18 protein-coding genes and 1 other RNA gene are annotated in these 21,506 nt (G+C 68.2%); 12 read left to right on the forward strand and 7 right to left on the reverse strand.

From position 1 onward, the window contains the following. The first annotated feature begins 11 nt into the window (after window positions 1-11). From pstB to phoR, 4 genes are read left to right on the forward strand one after another with little or no spacing between them, the layout of a single operon-like run. Complete coding sequence (gene pstB, locus ASD34_RS18445; protein WP_056580144.1) at window positions 12-797, forward strand: phosphate ABC transporter ATP-binding protein PstB; 786 nt, start codon at window positions 12-14, stop codon at window positions 795-797. Window positions 798-817: 20 nt separating this feature from the next. Then, complete coding sequence (gene phoU, locus ASD34_RS18450) at window positions 818-1,519, forward strand: phosphate signaling complex protein PhoU (RefSeq protein WP_056580145.1); 702 nt, start codon at window positions 818-820, stop codon at window positions 1,517-1,519. Between the two features lie 31 nt (window positions 1,520-1,550). Beyond that, window positions 1,551-2,243, forward strand: a complete 693-nt coding sequence (gene phoB / locus ASD34_RS18455) for a phosphate regulon transcriptional regulator PhoB (protein ID WP_056580146.1) — start codon at window positions 1,551-1,553, stop codon at window positions 2,241-2,243. Between the two features lie 44 nt (window positions 2,244-2,287). Next, a complete protein-coding gene (phoR, locus tag ASD34_RS18460; protein WP_200937601.1) occupies window positions 2,288-3,628 on the forward strand; it encodes a phosphate regulon sensor histidine kinase PhoR in 1,341 nt (446 codons plus the stop codon). 18 nt (window positions 3,629-3,646) lie between these two features. Here the strand turns inward: phoR and ASD34_RS18465 are convergent, their stop codons facing one another. The 3 genes from ASD34_RS18465 to ASD34_RS18475 form a co-directional block, all read right to left on the reverse strand. Further along, the gene (locus tag ASD34_RS18465; RefSeq protein ID WP_056580147.1) at window positions 3,647-5,005 is read right to left on the reverse strand and encodes an MATE family efflux transporter; all 1,359 of its coding nucleotides are present in this window, start codon (window positions 5,003-5,005) and stop codon (window positions 3,647-3,649) included. A gap of 3 nt (window positions 5,006-5,008) precedes the next feature. Beyond that, on the reverse strand, window positions 5,009-6,736 hold the full coding sequence (locus ASD34_RS18470; RefSeq protein ID WP_056580148.1) for a hypothetical protein: 1,728 nt from the start codon (window positions 6,734-6,736) through the stop codon (window positions 5,009-5,011). Between the two features lie 90 nt (window positions 6,737-6,826). Continuing rightward, entirely contained in the window at window positions 6,827-7,087 is a 261-nt protein-coding gene (locus ASD34_RS18475; protein WP_056580149.1) for a type B 50S ribosomal protein L31, read from the reverse strand. A gap of 200 nt (window positions 7,088-7,287) precedes the next feature. Between ASD34_RS18475 and ASD34_RS18480 the strand changes: the two genes are divergently transcribed. Further along, window positions 7,288-8,355 (forward strand): oxidoreductase, encoded by a 1,068-nt coding sequence (locus ASD34_RS18480; RefSeq protein WP_056580150.1) that lies wholly within the window; start codon window positions 7,288-7,290, stop codon window positions 8,353-8,355. A gap of 57 nt (window positions 8,356-8,412) precedes the next feature. On the opposite strand, the gene rho is transcribed toward ASD34_RS18480, so the two are convergent. Continuing rightward, window positions 8,413-9,678 (reverse strand): transcription termination factor Rho, encoded by a 1,266-nt coding sequence (rho, locus tag ASD34_RS18485; protein ID WP_056580151.1) that lies wholly within the window; start codon window positions 9,676-9,678, stop codon window positions 8,413-8,415. 182 nt (window positions 9,679-9,860) lie between these two features. Then, window positions 9,861-10,193, reverse strand: coding sequence for a thioredoxin TrxA (trxA, locus tag ASD34_RS18490; protein ID WP_042578306.1), 333 nt, complete (start codon window positions 10,191-10,193; stop codon window positions 9,861-9,863). A gap of 159 nt (window positions 10,194-10,352) precedes the next feature. Between trxA and ASD34_RS18495 the strand changes: the two genes are divergently transcribed. The 3 genes from ASD34_RS18495 to ASD34_RS18505 are packed head-to-tail and all read left to right on the forward strand — an operon-like array spanning window position 10,353 to window position 17,412. Next, entirely contained in the window at window positions 10,353-12,908 is a 2,556-nt protein-coding gene (locus ASD34_RS18495) for a PD-(D/E)XK nuclease family protein (protein WP_056580152.1), read from the forward strand. Continuing rightward, window positions 12,905-16,177, forward strand: a complete 3,273-nt coding sequence (locus ASD34_RS18500) for a UvrD-helicase domain-containing protein (protein WP_056580153.1) — start codon at window positions 12,905-12,907, stop codon at window positions 16,175-16,177. The genes ASD34_RS18495 and ASD34_RS18500 overlap by 4 nt, the downstream gene beginning before the upstream one ends. Continuing rightward, complete coding sequence (locus ASD34_RS18505; protein WP_056580154.1) at window positions 16,174-17,412, forward strand: TIGR03862 family flavoprotein; 1,239 nt, start codon at window positions 16,174-16,176, stop codon at window positions 17,410-17,412. The genes ASD34_RS18500 and ASD34_RS18505 overlap by 4 nt, the downstream gene beginning before the upstream one ends. A gap of 13 nt (window positions 17,413-17,425) precedes the next feature. On the opposite strand, the gene ASD34_RS18510 is transcribed toward ASD34_RS18505, so the two are convergent. Together ASD34_RS18510 and ffs are read right to left on the reverse strand one after the other, a co-directional pair. Then, entirely contained in the window at window positions 17,426-17,848 is a 423-nt protein-coding gene (locus tag ASD34_RS18510) for a GNAT family N-acetyltransferase (RefSeq protein ID WP_056580155.1), read from the reverse strand. 109 nt (window positions 17,849-17,957) lie between these two features. Further along, an RNA gene (gene ffs, locus ASD34_RS27185) (signal recognition particle sRNA small type) lies at window positions 17,958-18,054 on the reverse strand. Window positions 18,055-18,166: 112 nt separating this feature from the next. Between ffs and dnaX the strand changes: the two genes are divergently transcribed. The 4 genes from dnaX (at window position 18,167) to ASD34_RS18530 (ending at window position 21,471) form a co-directional block, all read left to right on the forward strand. Continuing rightward, entirely contained in the window at window positions 18,167-20,023 is a 1,857-nt protein-coding gene (dnaX, locus tag ASD34_RS18515) for a DNA polymerase III subunit gamma/tau (protein ID WP_056580156.1), read from the forward strand. A gap of 73 nt (window positions 20,024-20,096) precedes the next feature. After that, the gene (locus ASD34_RS18520; RefSeq protein WP_007836669.1) at window positions 20,097-20,429 is read left to right on the forward strand and encodes a YbaB/EbfC family nucleoid-associated protein; all 333 of its coding nucleotides are present in this window, start codon (window positions 20,097-20,099) and stop codon (window positions 20,427-20,429) included. A 7-nt stretch (window positions 20,430-20,436) separates the two neighbouring features. Further along, window positions 20,437-21,027, forward strand: coding sequence for a recombination mediator RecR (gene recR / locus ASD34_RS18525; protein WP_056580157.1), 591 nt, complete (start codon window positions 20,437-20,439; stop codon window positions 21,025-21,027). Window positions 21,028-21,078: 51 nt separating this feature from the next. Further along, entirely contained in the window at window positions 21,079-21,471 is a 393-nt protein-coding gene (locus ASD34_RS18530) for an MAPEG family protein (protein WP_056580158.1), read from the forward strand. The last annotated feature ends 35 nt before the right edge of the window (window positions 21,472-21,506 follow it).

Raw genomic sequence — 21,506 nt, forward strand, 5'->3', positions numbered from 1 at the left:
AAGGCGCCCACATGCCAAACACCGTCGCACAACAACAACCGTCGCGCTCGAAGATTTCGGTCAAGGACCTGAACTTCTACTACGGCAAGTTCCACGCGCTCAAGGGCATCAACCTGGAGATTCCCGAGAACAAGGTCACGGCCTTCATCGGCCCGTCGGGCTGCGGCAAGTCGACTCTGCTGCGCACCTTCAACCGCATGTTCGAGCTGTATCCCGAGCAGCGCGCCGAAGGCACCATTGCGCTGGACGGCGAGAACCTGCTCACGTCGAAGCAGGACGTGGCGCTGATCCGCGCCAAGGTCGGCATGGTGTTCCAGAAGCCCACGCCGTTCCCGATGTCGATCTACGACAACATCGCCTTCGGCGTGAAGCTGTTCGAGAACCTCTCGGCCAGCGAGATGGATGACCGCGTCGAGTGGGCCCTGAAGAAGGCGGCCCTGTGGACCGAAGTGCGCGACAAGCTGCAGCAAAGCGGTTCGGGCCTGTCGGGTGGCCAGCAGCAGCGCCTGTGCATTGCACGCGGCATCGCGATCAAGCCGGAAGTGCTGCTGCTCGACGAGCCGTGTTCCGCCCTGGACCCGATCTCGACCGCAAAGATCGAAGAGTTGATTGCCGAGCTGAAAAACGAGTACACCGTGGTCATCGTGACCCACAACATGCAGCAGGCCGCCCGCTGCAGCGACTACACCGCCTACATGTACCTGGGCGACCTGATCGAGTTCGGCGCCACCGAACAGATGTTCTTCAAGCCGCAGCGCAAGGAGACCGAGGACTACATCACCGGCCGCTTCGGTTGAGTTGAGTCAAAGGAAACACCATGACCGAGAAACACCTTTCCAGCCAGTTCGACAGCGAACTCAACGGCGTCTCGTCGCGCGTGATGGAGCTCGGCGGCATGGTCGAGTCGCAGATCCACCAGGCCGTGTACGCCCTGCTGCAGTTCGACGCCGAAGCCGCCGACCGCGTGATGGAGACCGAGCACCGCGTCAACGCGATGGAGATCGAGATCGACCGCGAGCTGTCGTCGATCATCGCCCGGCGCCAGCCCACGGCACGCGACCTGCGCCTGCTCATCGCCATCAGCAAGACCACCGCCAACCTGGAGCGCGTGGGCGACGAGGCCAACAAGATCGCGCGCATGGTCAAGTCGATCATCGAAAGCGGATCGGCCCGCCAGCTGCCCACCACCGAGCTGCGCATTGCCGCCGACCTGGCCTCGAACCTGCTGCGCACCGCGCTGGACGCCTTCGCGCGCCTGGATACGGGCGCCGCGCTGTCGATCCTGAAAGACGACGACCTCATCGACAAGGAGTTCGACGGCTTCGTGCGCAAGCTGGTCACCTACATGATGGAAGACCCGCGCACCATCTCCGCCAGCCTGGACCTGCTGTTCCTGGCCAAGGCCATCGAACGCATCGGCGACCACGCCAAGAACATCGCCGAGTTCATCATCTACATCGTCAAGGGCGCCGATGTGCGGCACACTTCGATGGAGGAAATCGAGTCGGCATTGCAGTGACGACCGTCGCCGCAAAGACTCCCCATAACGCATGAAGAAACCAAGAGTCCTGATCGTCGAAGACGAATCCTCGATCGCCGAGCTGATCGCCGTCAATCTGCGCCACAACGGCTTCGAGCCGATCTGGTCCGAGGACGGCGCCGCTGCCCAGCGCGAAATCGACGCCTTCCTGCCGGACCTGATCCTGCTCGACTGGATGCTGCCGGGCCAGAGCGGCCTGCAGCTCGCGCGCCAATGGCGCAAGGACCCGCGCACCAAGGCCATCCCGATCCTGATGCTGACGGCGCGCGGCGACGAGCCCGATAAGGTCGCCGGGCTGGATGCCGGCGCCGACGACTACATCACCAAGCCGTTCTCCACCCAGGAAATGCTGGCGCGCATCCGCGCCGTGCTGCGCCGCCGTGCGCCCGAGGTGGTGACCGAGCGCGTCGAGATCGGCGAGCTGGCGCTCGATACCTCCACCCACCGCGTGACGTGGCAGGGCGCGGCGCTGAAGGTCGGTCCGACCGAGTTCAAGCTGCTGGCCTACCTGATGCAGCATGCCGAGCGCGTGCACAGCCGCGCCCAGCTGCTCGACAAGGTGTGGGGCGACCACGTCTACATCGAGGAGCGCACGGTCGACGTGCACGTCAAGCGCCTGCGCGAGTCGCTGGGTGCGGCTGCGCCCATGGTGGAAACCGTGCGCGGCGCGGGCTACCGGCTGACGGCCCAAGTCACGGTGTGAGCAGCGCCGTGAGCCTCGGCGGCGGGCGCGGATAATCGCCCGCCATGCCTTTTCGTATTGCTACTTTTTTAATAGCGTCCCTCGCAATCGCGGTGGGCGCTGTCGGCCTTTTCGGCTGGAAGTACGGTTGGCTGGGCGCCTGGCTGGGCGCGGTGCTCTGGCTGGGCTTTGATGCCTGGCGCGCCGAACGCCTGCTGCGCGTGCTGCGCAACGACGCGGCCGGGCTGCCCTCGCGGGGGCCGGGCGTGTGGGGCGAGCTCTCGGAGCGCATCCGCAAGCTGCTGCGCGAGCGTGAACAGCAGACCCGGCAGGCCGAAGACCGGCTGCAGGAGTTCCTGGCCGCCATCCAGGCTTCGCCCAACGGCGTGGTGCTGCTCGACGAGCAGGGCCGCATCGAGTGGTGCAACCAGACGGCGGCGGGGCAATTCGGCATCGACGCCGAGCGCGACCTGCTGCAGCACCTGGCAAATCTGGTGCGCGACCCGTCCTTCGTGGCCTACCTGGCCTCATGGAACTACAGCCGTGACGTGGTCATCGACGCGCCGGGCCCCGTGCATGCGCAGCATCGCGGCCATCCGGTGCGGTTGTCGGTGCAGGTGCACCCGTACGCCGGCAACCGGCGCATGCTGCTCACGCGCGACATCACGGCGCTGGAGCAGGCCGAGGCGATGCGGCGCGACTTCGTGGCCAACGTGTCGCACGAGATCCGCACGCCGCTCACGGTGCTGGCCGGCTTTGTCGAAACGCTGCAGAACCTGCCGCTCGATGTCGACGAGCGCACGCGCTACCTGTCGCTGATGGGGCAGCAGTCGCACCGCATGGAAACGCTGGTGAACGACCTGCTGACGCTGTCGCGGCTGGAAGGCAGCGCGGCACCCTCGGGCAACCAGTGGGTGCGCATGCGCGCGCTGCTGGCGCAATGTGAAGACGAAGGGCGCGGGCTGTCGGGCCGGCTCACGCCGCAGGGGCACAAGCTCACGTTCACGTCGGAGGCCGAGTCCGAGTTGTCGGGCGCGCCGACCGAACTGCAGAGCGCGATGTCGAACCTCGTGACCAACGCCATCCGCTACACGCCCGGCGGTGGCGAGGTGGCCGTGACATGGCGGGTGCTGCCCGACGGGCGCGGTGAATACGCCGTGCGCGACACGGGCCCGGGCATTGCCGCCGAGCACATCCCGCGGCTCACCGAGCGCTTCTATCGCATCGACCGCAGCCGTTCACGCGAGACCGGCGGCACCGGGCTCGGGCTGGCGATCGTGAAGCACATCGCGCAGCGCCACGGGGCGGAGTTGCGCATCGAGAGCACGGTCGGCAAGGGCAGCCGTTTTGCGTTGCTGTTCCCGGCGACGCGGGTGCGCGAAGCGCGCGTGATGGCCAGCAAGTAAGCAGGCAGCCGCTGGCGCTCAGTGCGCCCGCGCTTTCATCGTCCAGCGCAGCAGCGCGACGAACAGCAATGCGGTGAGCGCCAGCGCGGCGGCGCTCATGAGCCAGAAGGCCAGCGGCGACTGCATGGCGGGCCACGGCCCCAGGCCGCGGTAGGCCAGCAGGTAGCTGCCGCCCAGGCCCATGCCCCAGAGCATCGCGCAGTAGATGACCAGCGGCGCCAGCGTCACGCGGTAGCAGCGCAGCACGAAGACGCACAGCGTCTGAAAGGCATCGGCGACGTGGTAGATCGCCACCGTGACCAGCAGCGCCGCGGCCATCGCGATCACGGCGGGGTTGTCGGAGTACACGTTGGCGAGCTGCGTGCGGAACGCGGCCATGGCGCCGGCGTACAGCAGCGCGAACAGCGCCGTGAGTTCGAAGCCCAGTCGGCAGGCATGGCGCGCCCGGGCAGTGTCGCCGGCGCCGAGCCAGAAGCTCACACGGGCACTGGTCGCGATGGCGAGCGACAGCGGCGTCATGTAGGCCACGGCCAGCAGGTTCGAGGCGATCTGGTGCGCCGCCGCCGCAGTGGTTCCCAGGCGCGCGATGAAGAGCGCCATCAGCGTGAACGACGTCACTTCGACCAGCACCGCGAGGCCGCCGGGCACGCCCAGCCGCGCGAACAGGCGGATCTGGCGCCAGTCGGGCGCTTCGATGCGCTCCCACAGCTGGTAACCACGGTAGAACGCGCCGTGGCGCAGCAGCCAGATTGCACAGCCGAGCATGGCCCAGTTCACGCACAGCGTGGCCCAGGCGCAGCCCACCAGCCCCATCGCCGGCAGGCCGGCACCGCCGAAGGTGAACCAGACCGACAGCGGCAGCTTCACGAGCAGCGAGGCCAGCTGCAGCCAGGTCACGAGCTTGGGCTTGCCCAGGCTCTGGTTCAGCGTGCTGAAAAGGCGAAAGAGCAGGGCGGGCGCCAACGCAAAGGCCAGCACCGCGAGGTAGGCCTCGACCTCGCCGCGCATGTCGGCGGGCACCTGGGTCCAGCGCAGCGCGGCGCCGGGAAGCAGCAGCACGGTCATGCCGACCACCACGGCGATGGCTGCGAGGTAGAGCGACTGGCGCACCGAGCGGCCGATTTCGCTGCCCCGGTTGGCGCCGTGCAGTTCGGCCCACACCGGCAGCAGCGCCTGCAGCACCCCCATGAGTGAGACATACACGCTGACGAAAATCGCGGCACCCACTGACAGCGCAGCCAGCGCGCTTTCGGAATAGCGGCCCGCGATGATGGTGTCGGCCACGCCGAAGGCCATCACGGCCAGCTGGCCGATCAACACCGTGCCGGCGTGCCGTGCGATGAGTCCGCGTTCGCTCCCGTGCGTGCTGCTGCTCACGGGTCAGCGCACGATCTTTTCGTAGAGCAGCAGATCGTCCGCGGGACTGCTGGGGCGGCGCAGGGTGCCGCTGAAGCGCCATTGGTCCATCGGGATGATGGTGTGCAGCCGCTCGATGGTGTCGGGGCTCACGAGCAGCCACGGGCAGTTGTTGCCCAGCAGCATCGGCTGCAGGTTGAGGTTGCCGTGGTGGCGCAGCGCCGCGATGTGCGGGCGGCTCAGCGCCAGTTCGGCCACGCAGCGCGGATGGCCGATGCGCTCGGTCACGGCGCGCACCTGCGGGATGTAGCTGCGCGCGTAGTCGATGGGCGGCAGCCAGAGCGTCATCAGCAGCATCCAGCACAGGGCCGTGCCGCCGGCCGGCAGCACCAGCGTCTTCCAGAGCGCGGCGCGGTGGCGCCCGGTGCGCCAGCGCACCAGCCAGCACCAGGCCAGCGTGGCGGCCAGGGCGAGCACGAAGGCGACCGGCGAGAACTCGGCCACGAAGCCCGGCACCAGCCGCGCGACGCTGGCGGCGGCCTTGCGTGGCGCGCCGGTCAGCATGGCGATCCAGTACATCCAGCCGAGCACGGCCAGGCCGCTGAAGAACAGCACGTTGAACCAGTCGATCAGCGCCGCCGCGCTGCGACGAAAGGTCGGCAACGCAAAGGCCGCCAGCGTGGCGAAGGCGGGCAGGGCCAGCAGCAGCGAACGGTCGGAGAAGTCGGTGGTCCAGGTGGCGGCCAGCGGCACCAGCGCAAACCACAGCGGCAGCGCGACGTGGCGCTCGAGCCACTGGCGGCGCCAGCGCCAGAGCGTCCAGAGCGCGAGCGGCCAGACCGGCCAGGTGAACCAGAGCAGCAACTTGGCCTGGCTGCGCACGTCGGACAGCAGCGAGTTGCCCAGCGTGATCTTCCATTGCGCCAGGCCCAGGCCGAGGACCAGCGCCGCGGCCAGCACGGTGATGCCGACCATCGTCAGCAGGGCGCCGAAAGAAAAACCGGGGCTCTCGCCGTCGCTGAAGCCTTCCGCTGCACGGATGGCGCGCTGGTGGCGCTCGTAGGCCATGTACACGGCGCTGCCGATCGCCAGTGCAAGGCCGACCGTCGGCCCGCCGCTCAGCGTCATGCCCAGGGTGCCGACCACGAGCGCGATCACCGGGCCGACGCGGCGGTACGGCAGTGCGGCCACGCCGTAGAACAGGTGCGAGGCGAAGTACAGCTGCGCCAGCGCGGGCGTGGTTTCATGGCCAAGCTGGGCCAGGCCGAGCGAGGCGATCAGCGCCAGCAGGCCGCCGTCCGCGATGGCACGGGCGTAGTCGGTGGGACGCGCCTCGCCGCCGAAGGCAAAGGCCACGGGCTGGGCGCGTGGCGTGCGGGCGAGGTAATAGACGGCGTACCAGGTCGCAGTGAAGGTGCCCCACAGCATCAGCGCGAACACGAAGCGCACGGCCAGGTCGGGGTTGACCCACGACGGGGCGAGCTGGATCGCCCAGGCGCCGATCCAGTAGGGGATCAGCGCGGGGGTCTCGGGGCGCATGCCCAGCAGCAGCGGGTCGAACCAGCGGGCGAGACCCTCGGTGCTGCGGGCCAGTTCGGCCATGTAGCCGAAGGCCGTGATGTCGGCGCTCTTCCAGGGCCCCCGGCCGAGCAGGCCCGGCAGCAGGTAGGCCGCGCACAACAGCAGCAACGCGACGCGCGGTAGCCGGCGTACGGCATTCTGGGCAACGATCGCGGGGGTCGGCTGGTTCAAGGGTGAGGCGGAAGAAGCGAGAGGGTGATTGGAAAGAAAAAGGGCAGCGCGGTAAACCGGGCTGCCCTCGACGCCAGAGCGCGTGCCTGATTACTTGGCAGCGGTCTTGCCGAAACGGTTGCGGAACTTCTCGACGCGACCGCCCATGTTGTCCACCGACTTTTGCGTGCCGGTGTAGAAGGGGTGCGATTCGCTGGTGGTGTCGAGCTTGAACAGGGGCAGCTCGCGGCCGTCGTCGGTCTTGCCCATTTCCTTGGTGTTCGCGCACGAACGGGTCACGAACTTGAAGCCGTTCGACATGTCGACGAACAGAACTTCGCGGTAATTCGGGTGGATGCCTTCTTTTGCCATGGTGTTTCCTTTTGCGCTGTTGGAATCAATGCGCGGTCGATGCGAGAGCCACCAGCGTGCCAGCAATCTGGCGCGCCGCCCTGAGGCCTTTGACGTGAAGTATGAGGGCCAAGGAAGCCGGGCGACGTGCCCAGCCGCACTTTTCGCGGAGCCCATGATTATCGCATACTGCCCCAATTGCGAGCAAACCGGGCCCTCCCATGACTTCCACACCCCTTCGCGCCGGCCTCGTCGGCTACGGTTTTGCCGGCCAGACCTTCCATGCCCCGGTGCTTTCGGCTGTTCCGGGGCTCGAACTGGCGGCCGTGGCGAGTTCGCAGCCGCACAAGGTGCACGCCGACTGGCCGGGCGTGGCCGTGGTGCCCGACGTGGCGGCGCTGGTCGCCCGGGCGGACATCGACCTCGTGGTGGTGGCAACGCCCAACGCCCAGCATCACCCGGTTGCCAGGGCAGCCCTGGAGGCCGGCAAGCACGTGGTGGTCGACAAGCCGTTCACGCTCGATGTGGCCGAAGCCCGGGCGCTTGAGTTGTTGTCAAAACGCAACAATCGCGTGCTCTCGGTCTACCAGAACCGGCGCTTCGATGCCGACTTCCTGACGCTCCAGCAGGTCCTGGCGTCCGGTGAACTGGGGCGCCCGGTGTACCTGGAATCGCATTTCGACCGCTTCAGGCCGCAGGTTCGCGAGCGCTGGCGGGAGCAGCCCGTGCCAGGTTCGGGCCTGTGGGTGGACCTGGGCTCCCACCTGCTCGACCAGGCCGTGCAGCTTTTCGGTCGGCCTGACACGCTGCAACTCGATACGGCCGTCTTGCGCGATGGCGCGCTGGTCGAAGACTATTTCCATGCCGTGCTGCGCTACGAGAGCGGTCCTTGCGCACCGCTGCGCGTGGTGCTGCACGCCACGACGCTCGCGGTCCATGCGGCGCCGCGCTACATCCTGCATGGCACGCGCGGGAGCTACGTGAAGTACGGCGTCGATCCGCAGGAAGACGCACTGCGCGCCGGCCAGCGACCGCCGGTCGAAGGGTGGGGCGCCGATCCGCTCGAGGGAGAACTCACGCTGATGGAGGGCGGCGGCGCGCCGCGCTTTCGCGCAGTGCCGACCCAGGCCGGCAACTATGTCGACTACTACGCGGCGGTCTGCGACGCGATCCTCGGCAAGGGGCCGAATCCCGTGCCGACCGAGCAAGCTGTCGCACTGATGGAGTTGCTCGACATCGGCCGCCAGAGCGCATCCGAGGGCCGCGCCATCCGTATCGAGCGCCCATGAAAAAAGCGCGTCGGCCCGTGGGGGCCAACGCGCTCTTGCGGGAGAGCGAGCGGGTGCTCAGCCGCCGCGACGCATCATGTCGAAGAACTCGACGTTGGTCTTGGTCGCCTTCATGTTCTTGAGCATCAGCTCCATCGACTCGATCTCGTCCATGTTGTACATGAGCTGACGCAGGATGCGGGTCTTCTGCAGGATCTCGGGGGCCAGCAGCAACTCTTCGCGGCGCGTACCGCTGCGGCTGAGCTGGATCGACGGGAACACGCGCTTTTCGTACAGGCGGCGGTCGAGGTGGATCTCGGAGTTGCCGGTGCCCTTGAACTCTTCGAAGATCACTTCGTCCATGCGGCTGCCGGTGTCGATCAGCGCAGTGCCGATGATGGTCAGCGAGCCGCCTTCTTCCACGTTGCGCGCAGCGCCCAGGAAGCGCTTGGGACGCTGCAGTGCGTTGGAGTCGACGCCGCCGGTCAGCACCTTGCCCGACGAGGGCACGACGTTGTTGTAGGCGCGGGCCAGGCGGGTGATCGAGTCGAGCAGGATCACCACGTCCTTCTTGAGTTCGACCAGGCGCTTGGCGCGCTCGATCACCATTTCGGCGACGTGCACGTGGCGCGCTGCGGGCTCGTCGAAGGTCGAAGCAATGACTTCGCCCTTCACCGTGCGCTGCATTTCGGTCACTTCTTCAGGGCGCTCGTCCACGAGCAGCACCATCATGTGCACGTCGGGATAGTTGGCGCTGATCGCGTGGGCGATGTGCTGCATCATCACCGTCTTGCCGCTCTTGGGCGGTGCCACGAGCAGGGCGCGCTGGCCTTTGCCGATGGGGGCGATGATGTCGATGATGCGGCCGGTGAGGTTCTCTTCGCCCTTGACGCCTTCGCGCTCCAGCTTCATCTGTTCCTTGGGGAACAGCGGCGTCAGGTTCTCGAACATCACCTTGTGCTTGTTGGCTTCGGGTGCGCCGTCGTTGACCTTGTCGAGCTTGGTCAGTGCGAAGTAGCGCTCGCCGTCCTTGGGCGTGCGCACTTCACCTTCGATCATGTCGCCGGTGTGCAGGTTGAAGCGCCGCACCTGGCTGGGCGAGATGTAGATGTCGTCGGTGCTGGCCGTGAAGCTGGTGTCGGGGCTGCGCAGGAAGCCGAAGCCGTCGGGCAGGATTTCGAGCACACCGTCGGCGAAGACCTGTTCGCCGGCCTTGGCGCGCTTCTTGATGATCGCGAACATCAGCTCCTGCTTGCGCATGCGGCCGATGTTTTCGATTTCAAGCGCCTCAGCCTGCTTGAAGACTTCAGACACGTGGAGTGCCTTGAGTTCGTTTAAGTGCATGGAACGACCCCTGGAGGGGTAATCGAATCTGGAACGGGGGGAGGTTTGATGTGGGGCAAGAACTGCCTCACGAACCGGGGAACTCGAACCGGTTGCCTGATGAAAGGCCCGGTGAACTGCAGGCGATTATGACAGGAAAATCGCCCCGGCCAACGCATTGCGCGCTGGCCGGAGGAAATGCATCAGGCGAGTTGCTGGTCGATGAAGGCCGTGAGTTGCGCCTTGCTCATGGCGCCGACCTTGGTGGCGGCCAGCTGGCCGTCCTTGAACAGCATCAGCGTGGGGATGCCGCGAATGCCGAACTTGGCGGGGATGTCGCGGTTTTCGTCGACATTGAGCTTGGCGATCTGCAGCTTGCCTTCGTAGGTGGCCGAGACTTCGTCCAGGATGGGGGCGATCATCTTGCAGGGACCGCACCATTCGGCCCAGTAGTCGACCAGAACGGGCTGGCTGGACTTGAGCACGTCGGCCTCGAAGGAAGAATCGGAGATGTGTTTGATCAGTTCGCTGGCCATGTGATGTGTCCTTGTGCGCAGAGAGAGTTTCGGTGCAGCTAAAGTGCTGGTCATTGTGACAGAAACCAAGGGGTGACGTGCCATGCGGCCCGGCTATGGCGGCGATAGCCAAAGCCCTTTGCGGCCCTGCTGCCGACCCCCTCAATCCCTCAATAGAACATGAACGAAGGCCACCCCGTCCAGGCCCTGTGGTGCGACCCCGCCGACGGCGTCGTCGCGCGGATCGTCCGCGCACTCGTCGAACGGCAGCTGCATGCGGCGCGCACCGTGGTGCTGGTGCCGTACGCGCAGCTGATGGCGGTTGCGCGCGGCATGTGGGCGCGCTGCGGCAGCCCGGGCTTCGTGCCGCGCTTCGAGACCACGCACAACTGGGCGCGCAGTGCGGGTGGCTTCCTGCCGTCCGGCTACGACATCGCCTTCGACATGGCGCGCGACCTGGTCACGGCGCAGGGCCTGTTGGCGCAATCCGGCTTCCAGTCCGAACGCTTCGCGCTCGCGGGGCGCGTGGTCGAGCTGGCCTACCAGCTGGCACCGCTGGCATCCGCCGTGGCGCCTGACGTGCGCGGCAGCGACTGGGCCCAGGGGGCGTCCAAGGTGGCCGATGCCGGCAGCGAGTCGGAGTGGTTCCGCATCGAGAGCGCGCTGATCCGTGTCGCCGTGGCCTGGGCCGCGAACTCGGGCTACGCGACCGACGTGCTGCTGCGCGACGCGGCGCGCACCCAGGTCGATGCGCTGATCGTGCTCGAGGGCTTCCAGACCGACCCGCTGACGCAGGCGTTGTGCACGCTGTGGGGCGACCGCGCGATCCGCATTCCGCTGGTGCCCGCCAATGCACCGCCGTCCGCTGCCCAGGCCCATGTGGCGCTCGATCCCGAAGACGAGGCCCAGCTCGCCGCCGCCTGCGTGCTGCAGCACCTGGCCGAGGGCCGCGCGCCGGTCGCGCTCGTCGCGACCGACCGCGCGCTCACCCGCCGCATCAGCGCGCAGCTGAGCACCCAAGGTGTCGTCACGCACGACGAAACCGGTTGGAAGCTGTCCACCACGCGCGCCGCCGCCACGCTGATGAGCGCACTGCGCGCCTGCGCGCATGACGCTGCCACCGACCAGGTGCTCGAATGGCTCAAAAGCGGCGCCGAGGTCGATGGGTTCGCCGTCCAGTCGCTCGAAGTGCGCCTGCGACGCGAAGGCGTGCGCGACTGGCAGGCGTGGTGCGCACTGATCGCGCGCAGCGAGAAACCGCAGGACGAAGGCCTGCGCGTCTTCACCGCCGTCATCGAGGCCCGCCGCGTCCCGATGGCGCGCGCGCGCTCCCTGGCCGACTGGCACCGCGCGCTGCGCGAGTTGTTGACGGCCGGCGAACAGTGGGATGCGCTCACCGCCGACTTCGCTGGCGCCAAGGTCATCGGTGCCCTCTGGCTCGATGCCGACGCGCACGGCGAAGAAGACGAGTTCCCCGGCGGGCGCCACAGCCTGGCCGAGTTCACGGCCTGGGTGCGCGACGTGCTGGAAGACGCCAGTTTCGTGCCGCCCGCCGGCGACGAAACCCCCAAGGTGTCGGTGCTGCCGATGAACCAGTTGCTGGGCCGCGTCTTCGGCGCCGTCGTCATTCCCGGCTGCGACGACCGCCGCATGCCCGCGTCGCCCGAGCCGCCGGGCAACTGGAGTGCGGCGCAGCGTCTCGACCTGGGGCTGGCGTCGCGTGAGGTGCTGGAGATCGCGCAGCGTGCGGCCTGGGCCATGGCCACGCGCAACCCGTGCTGCGACCTGGTCTGGCGCCATTCCGATGCCAGCGGCGAGCCCGTGCGGCCGAGCCCGCTCGTGCAGGCCCTGCAGCTCGCCCATGCGCTGCAGCCGGGCGTCGATCCGCGCACGCCGCGCGATGTTGCCGTCACGCCGACCCTGCGGCCCACGCCGTCGGGCGCGCTGCTGCCGCTCACCAACGTGTCGACCAGCGTCTACGAAGACCTGCGGCGCTGTCCCTATCGCTTCTTCGCGCTGCGCCAGCTGGGCCTGCGCACCGCCGACGAGCTCGATGCCGAGGTCGACAAGCGCGACTTCGGCAACTGGCTGCACGCGGTGCTCGGCCAGTTCCACGAGACCCTGCGCGATGCGCCGACCAACGATGCGCAGGCGCGCGCCGCGTTGCTCGGCGATACCGCGCGCGATGTCACGCGCACGCTCGGCTATTCCGATGGCGAATTCCTGCCGTTCGCCGCCGCGTGGCCGGCGGTGCGCGACGGCTACCTCGAATGGCTCGCCAAGCATGAGGCGGGCGGGGCGGTCTTCATCGAGGCCGAGCCCTGGAAAGAGCAGCCCCTGGGCACCCTGCGGCTGGTCGGCCGGCTCGACCGCGTCGACCGCACCGCCGACGGCCAGCCCTTCGTGATCGATTACAAGACCGAAACAGCCTCCGTCACCAAGGAGCGCGTGAAAGACCCGACCGAAGACACGCAGCTCGCCTTCTACGCGGCGCTGATCGCCGACGACACCCTGCGTGCGGCCTACGTCAACGTGGGCGAGAAATCGTCGGGCACGCAGACCGTCGAGCAGCTGGCCGTGGTCGAGGCGCGCGATGCGCTGGTCGCCGGCATCATCGACGACTTCGCGCGCATCGCGCAGGGCGCCCCGCTGCCGCCGCTGGGCGAGGGCAGCGTCTGCGATTTCTGCGCCGCACGCGGCCTGTGCCGAAAAGACTTCTGGGAGGTCACGCCATGAACGGCGCTGCCTACGAACACAACGGCCGGCACGTCGCGCGCGAGGCCTTCTACACCATCGCCTGCGATCCGCGGCGCTCGGTCGCGGTCGAGGCCTGCGCGGGCGCCGGCAAGACCTGGATGCTGGTGTCGCGCATCGTGCGCGCGCTGCTCGAAGAGGGCGATTCAGCCTGCGAGCCGCACGAGATCCTGGCCATCACCTTCACCAAGAAGGCCGCCGGCGAAATGCGCGAGCGGCTTGACCAGTGGCTCGCGCTGTTTGCTGAACTCGATCCGGCCGCGTCGCAGCGCGAGTTGGTGATGCGCGGCATGACGCCGGAGGCCGCGCAGGCCGCGGTGCCGCGCCTGCAGGGGCTCTACCGGCGCCTGCTCGAAGGCGGGCGGCCCGTGCAGTTCCGCACCTTCCACGCATGGTTCGCGGGCCTGCTGCGCAACGCGCCGCTCGCCGTGCTGCGCGAGCTGGGCCTGCCGGCGAACTACGAACTGCTCGAAGACGATGCCGAGGCCCGCAACCACACCTGGCGGCCGTTCTTCGAGGCCGTGACCGGCGACGCGCGCGCGTTGGCCGACTACTACGCCGTCGTCGCCACGCACGGCCGCTCGCAGACGGCGAAGGCGCTGGGCGAGGCGCTGTCGAAGCGGGTCGAGTTCTCGCTGTCGGATGCCGAGAACGCGGTGGCGCCTTTCGATGTGCTGTACCCGGCCCTGCAGGGGCTCGAGGTGCCGACCGACGCGCTGCGCGGCGAGGCCGTGCGCCGCCGCTGGCTCGACCGCGCCGCCGCCCTCGGCCGCGAGGCCAACAAGACACCGCAGAAGGCGGCCGAAGCCATCATCGATGTGTTCGGCACGGGCGAGCCCGCGCCTGAGGCGCTGGCCGACGCGCTCGCCGTGCTGCGTAAGACCTTCTTCGTCGCGAGCGAAGACCGGCTCACCAAGAACCTGCAGAAATTCCCCGCCGCGCAAGAGGCCGAAACCGAGCTGCAACTGCTGTGCGCCGCACAGGCCCAGCATGCGGCCTGGCTGTACCAGCAGCGCATGACGCGGCTCACGCGCCTGCTGATCACGGCCTTCGGCGAGGTCAAGCGCGCCCATGGCTGGGTCGACATGAACGACGTCGAGCAGGCCGCGCAGCTGCTGCTGGGCCAGTCGGCGCTGTCGGGCTGGGTGCAGGAGCGGCTCGATGCCCGCGTCGCGCACCTGCTGATCGACGAGTTCCAGGACACCAACCCGCTGCAGTGGCAGGCGCTGTATGGCTGGCTCAGCGCCTACACCGGCGCGGGCGGCAGCGCGCCGCGCGTGTTCATCGTGGGCGATCCCAAGCAGAGCATCTACCGCTTCCGCCGCGCCGAGCCGCAGGTGTTCATCGCCGCCAAGAAGTTCGTGCGCGAAGGGCTCGGCGGCGAACTGCTCAACTGCGACCACACGCACCGCAACGCGCGTGCCGTGGTCGGCCTCGTCAACAGCGCGATGTTGGCCGCGCAGGCGGCCGGCGAGTTCGACGGCTACCGCGCCCACACCACCGAGCGCGGCGACGACGGCGAGCTGCTGAAGCTGCCCGCCATCGACCGCGACGCGCTCGACACAACAGTGGCCACCTCGCCCGCCGACGACGGCATGCTGCACTGGCGCGACAGCCTCGTCACGCCGCGCGTGCTGCCCGAAGAGCAGCTGCTGCAGAAGGAATGCGAACAGGCCGCGCGTTGGGTCGCGCAGCGCATCGCCGACGGCACGCCGCCGCGCCAGATCATGGTGCTGGCGCGCCGTCGCAGCCGGCTGTCGGCCATGCAGGACGCGCTGCGCCGCCGCCACATTCCCGTGCAGCAGCCCGAGAAGAACGACCTGAACGATGCGCCCGAGGTGCAGGACGTGGTCGCGCTGCTCGACGCGCTGGTGTCGCCTGCGCACGACCTGTCGCTGGCGCGCGCGCTCAAGTCGCCGCTGTTCGGCATCGACGACGACACGCTGGTGCAACTGGCACGCTGCCAGCGCGAGACGCCGGTGGCCAGCTGGTTCTCGCTGATCCAGAAAGGCGAGGGCCTGCCGTCCGTGCTGACCGAGGCCGGCGTCCAGCTGCGTCGCTGGCAGCGCTGGCTGATGGCGATGCTGCCGCACGATGCGCTGGACGCCATCTTTCACGATGGCGACGTGCTCGCGAAGTTCGGCGCAGCGGTGCCGGCCGCCTTGCGCCAGAGCGCGTTGGCCAACCTGCGCGGGCTGGTCGCCGCTTCGCTCGATATTGACGGTGCGCGTTTCGCGACGCCCTACGCATTGGTGCGGGCCTTGCGTGCGGGTGGCGTGCGCGCGCCCACCGTGGCCGCGCCCGAAGCGGTTCAGCTGCTGACCGTGCACGGCGCCAAGGGCCTCGAAGCCGACACCGTGCTGATGCTCGATTGCGACGCGCCGCCGCCTCGCGCCCAGACCATGGGGGTGCTGGTCGAATGGAAGGGCAGCGACAGCGCGCCGACGCGCTTCGTGTTCCTGGCCAGCGAGAAGACGCCGCCGGCCTGCGCCGCCGCGCTGCTTGAAGAAGAGCAGCAGGCGCGCCACCGCGAAGAGCTCAATGGCCTCTACGTGGCGACCACGCGGGCGCGCGAGCGATTGGTGCTGTCGTCGGTGAAGCCGTCGCGCGCCAACGAGGGCAGCTGGTGGGCGCGGCTGGAGCCGCTGTGCGAGCCGACAGAGGCCGACGAGCCGCTGGTTGAAGCGCTTGCCGCTGCAGAAGCCGGATCGGCCACCTTCGCGATGAAGCAACTGCCCGTGCCGCTCGTGACTACAACGGGTTCGGTGCCCGAAAAGAAAAAGGCACAAGACGCCACGGTCGATGCGCGCGCCGCCGCGTTCGGCCAGGCCATGCACCGGCTGCTCGAATGGGCGGTGCCCGGCGAGGCCTTGCCGCCGGCCCACGTGCGGGCGGCCGCGCGCGAGTTCATGCTCGACCCGCAACAGGCGCGCGGCGCTGCGGCACTGGCCCAGCGCATCCGCGCGGGCGCCGGTGCCTGGGTGTGGGACGATCGCAGCATCGACTGGCATGGCAACGAAGTCACGCTGGTCCACGAGGGCGACACCTTGCGCATCGACCGGCTGGTGCGCGAACGCGCCACTGGCGCATGGTGGATCCTCGACTACAAATCGGCCGCGCGCCCCGAACGGGACGCGGCCCTGATCGCACAGATGCAGCGCTACCGCACTGCCGTGCAACATGCCTACCCCGGTGCCATGGTGCGCGCCGCGTTCCTGACCGGGCAGGGCGAACTGGTGAATCTCGAATGACTGTTTCTTCTACCGTCGCCGTCATTGGCGGCGGCCCTGCCGGCCTGATGGCGGCCGAAGTGCTGAGCGCGTCCGGCGCGCAAGTGCACGTGTATGACGCGATGCCCTCGGTGGGCCGCAAGTTCCTGCTGGCCGGCCGCGGCGGCCTCAACCTCACGCACTCGGAGCCCTTCGATGTGTTCGTCACCCGCTTCGGCGAACGCCGCGCCGAGCTCGAACCGGTGCTCGCGGCCTTCGGTCCGCAGCAGGCGCGCGAGTGGGCGGCCGGACTGGGTATCGAGACCTTCGTCGGCACCTCGGGCCGCGTGTTTCCGACCGACATGAAGGCCGCGCCCTTGCTGCGCGCATGGCTGCATCGCCTGCGCACCGCGGGTGTGCAGTTCCACATGCGCCATCGCTGGGTGGGTGACGGGCCATTCGACGCGAACGCACTGCGCTTTGCGACGCCGGTAGGCGAAGTCACGGCCAAGGCCGACGCGGTGGTGCTGGCCCTGGGCGGCGCGAGCTGGGCGCGCCTGGGCTCCGACGGCGCGTGGGCGCCGTGGCTGCAGGCGCAGGGCGTGGCCGTGGCACCGTTGCTGCCTGCCAACTGCGGCTTCGACGGCACCGGCTGGAGCGAACATTTTTCGAGCCGCTTCGCGGGGCAGCCTTTCAAGTCGGTCGCGATCGCCTTCACCGACAGCCAGGGGCGCCACTTTGCGCGCAAGGGCGAGTTCGTCGCCACGGCCACGGGCATCGAGGGCAGCCTGGTCTATGCGGCGTCGGCGCTGCTGCGCGATGAGATCGCCGCCCACGGCAGCGCGACGCTGCTGCTCGACCTGCTGCCCGACCGCAGCGCCGAACAGGTGCTCGCCGCGGTGAAGCATCCACGCGGCGCGCGTTCGCTGAGCAGCCATCTCAAGAGCCGTCTCGGCATCGAGGGCATCAAGGCGGGCGTGCTGCACGAGGCGCTGAGCAAGGAAGCGATGCAGGACCCGGCGCAACTGGCGGCCACCATCAAGGCGGTGCCGCTGAAACTCGTCACGACGCGGCCGGTCGACGAGGCGATCAGCACCGCGGGCGGCGTGCGCTTCGATGCGCTCGATCCGGCGTTGATGGCGACGGCGCTGCCCGGGGTGTTTGCGGCAGGGGAAATGCTGGATTGGGAAGCGCCTACCGGCGGCTATCTGCTCACAGCCGCGATGGCCAGCGGGGCGGCTGCCGCGCGAGGTGCGATCGCGCGGCTGGGGCTGTAGCAGCAGGCGCTGTTCAGCGCTCGCACGGCCAGAAGAACACCTGCTCGGGGTCGTCCGCATCGAGGTTTTCTATGTGGCCGCTCTCCCTGAAGCCGGCTTCTTTCAGCAGCGATTGCATCGCTCCATTGGAGCGGTTCGTGGAGGTAAAAAGCTTGGGGCGCTCGCAGATCGATTTGAAGTGATCGACGAGCCTCAGGCCGAGTCGCCGACGGCGAAACTTCTCGCCGACCATCAGCATCTCGATGAAGCCGCAGTCGAAGAAGTGGTGGTGCAGCACGCCGTAGGCCGCGATGTCGCCATCGGTCTCGATCACGTGGCAGAGGCGGTCTTCGATCCACCCCTGGATCTGCACGGCGCGGCGCGCATTGTGCGCGGCCACGGTGTCCAGGCGCACCAGCGCGTCGAGATCACCGATGCGGGCGGGCCGGATGTCCATGTTCACAGTGGACTGCGAGAAATTCTGGGAGGTTGAAGTGTCCTGGGTTGGTAACCCGGAGCACAGCGCATGAGTTCTCAAGAAAGGAACTCACGGCTTCTGATGTTAGGTTGACGAGCCTTACCCCTGGCACTGACTACGCAGTTAGGGCTGCTTGGTTCCCCACCTGACCCGGTTGGCCACTTCACCATGCAGGGAGGCCCGTCAGCCTGCATTCTAACCGCGCGAATTTGCCCCCTTTGCCGGGGCGTGAATCATTTCGAGGGGACGGGAAACAAGCGTGAAGTGACCCCCGCCGCGCCTTTTAGAATGCCCGCAATGTCTTATCTCGTGCTCGCTCGCAAGTTCCGTCCGAAAACCTTCGGTGAGATGGTCGGTCAGGGGCATGTGGTCCAGGCGCTGGAAAACGCGCTGACGACGCAGCGCCTGCACCACGCCTACCTGTTCACCGGCACGCGAGGCGTGGGCAAAACCACGGTGTCGCGCATCCTGGCCAAGTCGCTCAACTGCCAGGGCCCGGACGGGCAGGGCGGCATCACCGCCACGCCGTGCGGTGTGTGCCAGGCTTGCCGCGACATCGATTCGGGCCGCTTCGTCGACTACACCGAACTCGACGCGGCCTCCAACCGCGGCGTGGACGAGGTGCAGTCGCTGCTCGAACAGGCCGTCTACAAGCCGGTGCAGGGGCGCTTCAAGGTCTTCATGATCGACGAGGTGCACATGCTCACGAACACCGCGTTCAACGCGATGCTCAAGACGCTCGAAGAGCCGCCCGAGTACCTCAAGTTCGTGCTGGCTACGACCGATCCGCAGAAGGTGCCGGTCACGGTGCTCTCGCGCTGCCTGCAGTTCAACCTGCGGCCGATGGCGCCCGAGACGGTGCTCGAACACCTCACCAGTGTGCTGCAGACCGAACAGGTGCCGGCCGAGCCGCAGGCACTGCGCCTGCTGGCACGCGCCGCACGTGGGTCGATGCGCGATGCACTCTCGCTCACCGACCAGGCGATCGCATTCGGCAACGGCGAACTGCTCGAGACCGGCGTGCGCCAGATGCTCGGCAGCGTCGATCGCGGCCATGTGTTCCGCCTGATCGAGGCGCTCGCACAAGGTGACGGCAAGACGGTGGTCGACACCTCCGAGGCGCTGCGACGCGACGGCATGTCCGCCGCGTCGACGCTCGAAGAAATGACGGCGGTGTTGCAGGCCATGGCCGTGCTGCAGGCCGTGCCCTCGCGCGCCGAATCGGCCGATGCGTCCACCGACCCCGACGCGGCCGACACGGCCGACACGGCCCGCCTGGCGTTGCTGATGCCCGTCGACGAGACGCAGCTGTTGTACAGCCTGTGCCTGCACGGGCGCGGCGAGCTGGGCCTGGCGCCCGACGAGTACGCGGCGCTGACCATGGTGTTGCTGCGGCTGCTGGCCTTCAAGCCCTCCCACGCGACCGCCTCGACGGCCTCCACGGAAAAAAAAACTCTGAATGACGCCGGCGGCGCCGCGCCGCGGGCTCCCGCGCGCGAAGCCGCCCCGGTTTCCCGGCCTTCGGTGCCCGATACGGCATCTGCTGCCGCGCCTTCGCAACCGCCTGCGCAGCCCGCGCCGGCCGGCCAGCGGCTCGCAGTGCTCGATGCCCCGCAGCGCCAGCCCATGCCCCGGCCTGCGCCGCAGGAAGCGTCCGACGCCCCTGCAGCCCATGTCGTCGGCGTGCCGATCCGCGTGCAGCCGCCGCCCGGCCAGCGCGACGTGCCGCGCGAAGAAGAACAGCGCAGCACCTACACCCCGATCCCGCCGAGCGAAGAGGGCGACTTCTGGCACGCCACGGTGATGCAGCTCGTCGCTGCCGAAAGCGTCGCGGCATTGGCGCGCGAGCTGGCGCTGCAGTCGCAGCTGGTGGCGCGCGACACCGACCAGTGGATGCTGCGCATCGAGCGCGAAACCCTCAACCAGCCGTCCAGCCGCGAGAAGCTCACCGCGGCGCTGCAGGGCCTCGGCCACAATGTGCGGCTGGCCATCGAGATCGGCGGTGTGGTCGACAGCCCGGCGCGCCGCAACAAGCAGGCGGCCGACGAGCGCCAGCGGGTGGCCGAGGAAGCCATCCGCAGCGACCCCGAGGTGCAGATGCTGATGCGCGACTTCGATGCGAAGATCGTGCCCGGATCGCTGAAACCCCTCTGAAACCGGCGCCGCCCTTGCCGCATTTTTCGACCGTATTCTTTCCATCACCAACCCATCACAGACAGGACCAACGATGTTCAACAAAGGACAACTGGCCGGCCTCATGAAGCAGGCGCAGGCAATGCAGGACAACCTCAAGAAGGCCCAGGAAGAACTGGCGCACATCGAGGTCGAAGGCGAGTCGGGCGCCGGTCTCGTCAAGGTCGTCATGACCTGCAAGCACGACGTCAAGCGCATCACCATCGACCCGAGCCTGCTGGCCGACGACAAGGACATGCTCGAAGACCTCGTGGCTGCCGCCTTCAACGCCGCCGTGCGCAAGGCCGAGGAAACCAGCGAGCAGAAGATGGGCAAGCTGACGGCCGGCATGCCCGGCCTGCCCCCTGGCATGAAGCTTCCGTTCTAAGCGAGGCATGGCAGACGCCAGTTCGCTCGACGCTTTGGTCGATGCGCTGCGCAGGTTGCCCGGTGTCGGCGTCAAGTCGGCCTCGCGCATGGCCTTCCACCTGCTGCAGCACGACCGCGAGGGCGCGCAGTTGCTCGCGCGCGCGCTGCAGCAGGCGGCAGGCCAGGTGCGGCACTGCGAGCTGTGCAACACCTTCACGGAAGCGCCGATCTGCCATGTCTGCATGGACTCGCGGCGCGACGGCTCCAAGCTGTGCGTGGTCGAGACACCGGCCGACCAGGCCGCGCTCGAACGCACAGGTGCCTTTCGCGGCTACTACTTCGTGCTCATGGGCAAGCTCAGTCCGCTGGACGGCATCGGGCCGAAGGACATCGGCCTGCAAAAGCTGTTCGACCGCGCACGCGACGGCACCGTGAGCGAGGTCATCCTCGCGACCAACTTCACGGCCGAAGGGGAGGCCACCGCGCACGTGATCGGCGAAGCGCTCAAGCAGCACGGGCTCACCGTGACGCGCCTTGCGCGCGGCGTGCCGGCAGGCAGCGAACTCGAGTACGTCGACCTCGGCACCATTGCGCACGCGCTGGTCGATCGCCGCTGAGGCGCGGCCTGTTCAAGGCCGCGTTCGTTCTTCTTCCTTGTTGTCGTCACCATGACCCTCTCTTTGCTCACCGTCGCCTACTGGTGCGTGTTCATCGCCTGCGGCTTGCCGTACCTTGCGGCATGGATCGCGAAGGCCGGCAACTTCGGTCCGCACGACAACGTGCAGCCGCGCGACTGGGCCGCCAAGCAAAGCGGCTGGCGCGCACGCGCCAACAGTGCGCAGGCCAACAGCTTCGAAGGCCTGCCGTTTTTCATCGGCGCGGTGCTCATCGCGCACCAGCTCGGCGTGGCGCAGGCGCGGCTCGACATGCTCGCGGTGGCCTACGTGGTGCTGCGCGTGATCTATCTCGGCCTGTACATCCGCGGCGCAGCGAGTGCGCGCAGCGCGGTCTGGGCACTCGCGTTCCTGGTCAATATCGCGATACTTTTCCTGGCCCGATAACGCGGGGACGAAGGCTGTGCCAGGAGGCCTTCATG

Origin of the sequence: Variovorax sp. Root473 (assembly GCF_001426505.1) — a bacterium.
Taxonomy (GTDB): domain Bacteria; phylum Pseudomonadota; class Gammaproteobacteria; order Burkholderiales; family Burkholderiaceae_C; genus Variovorax.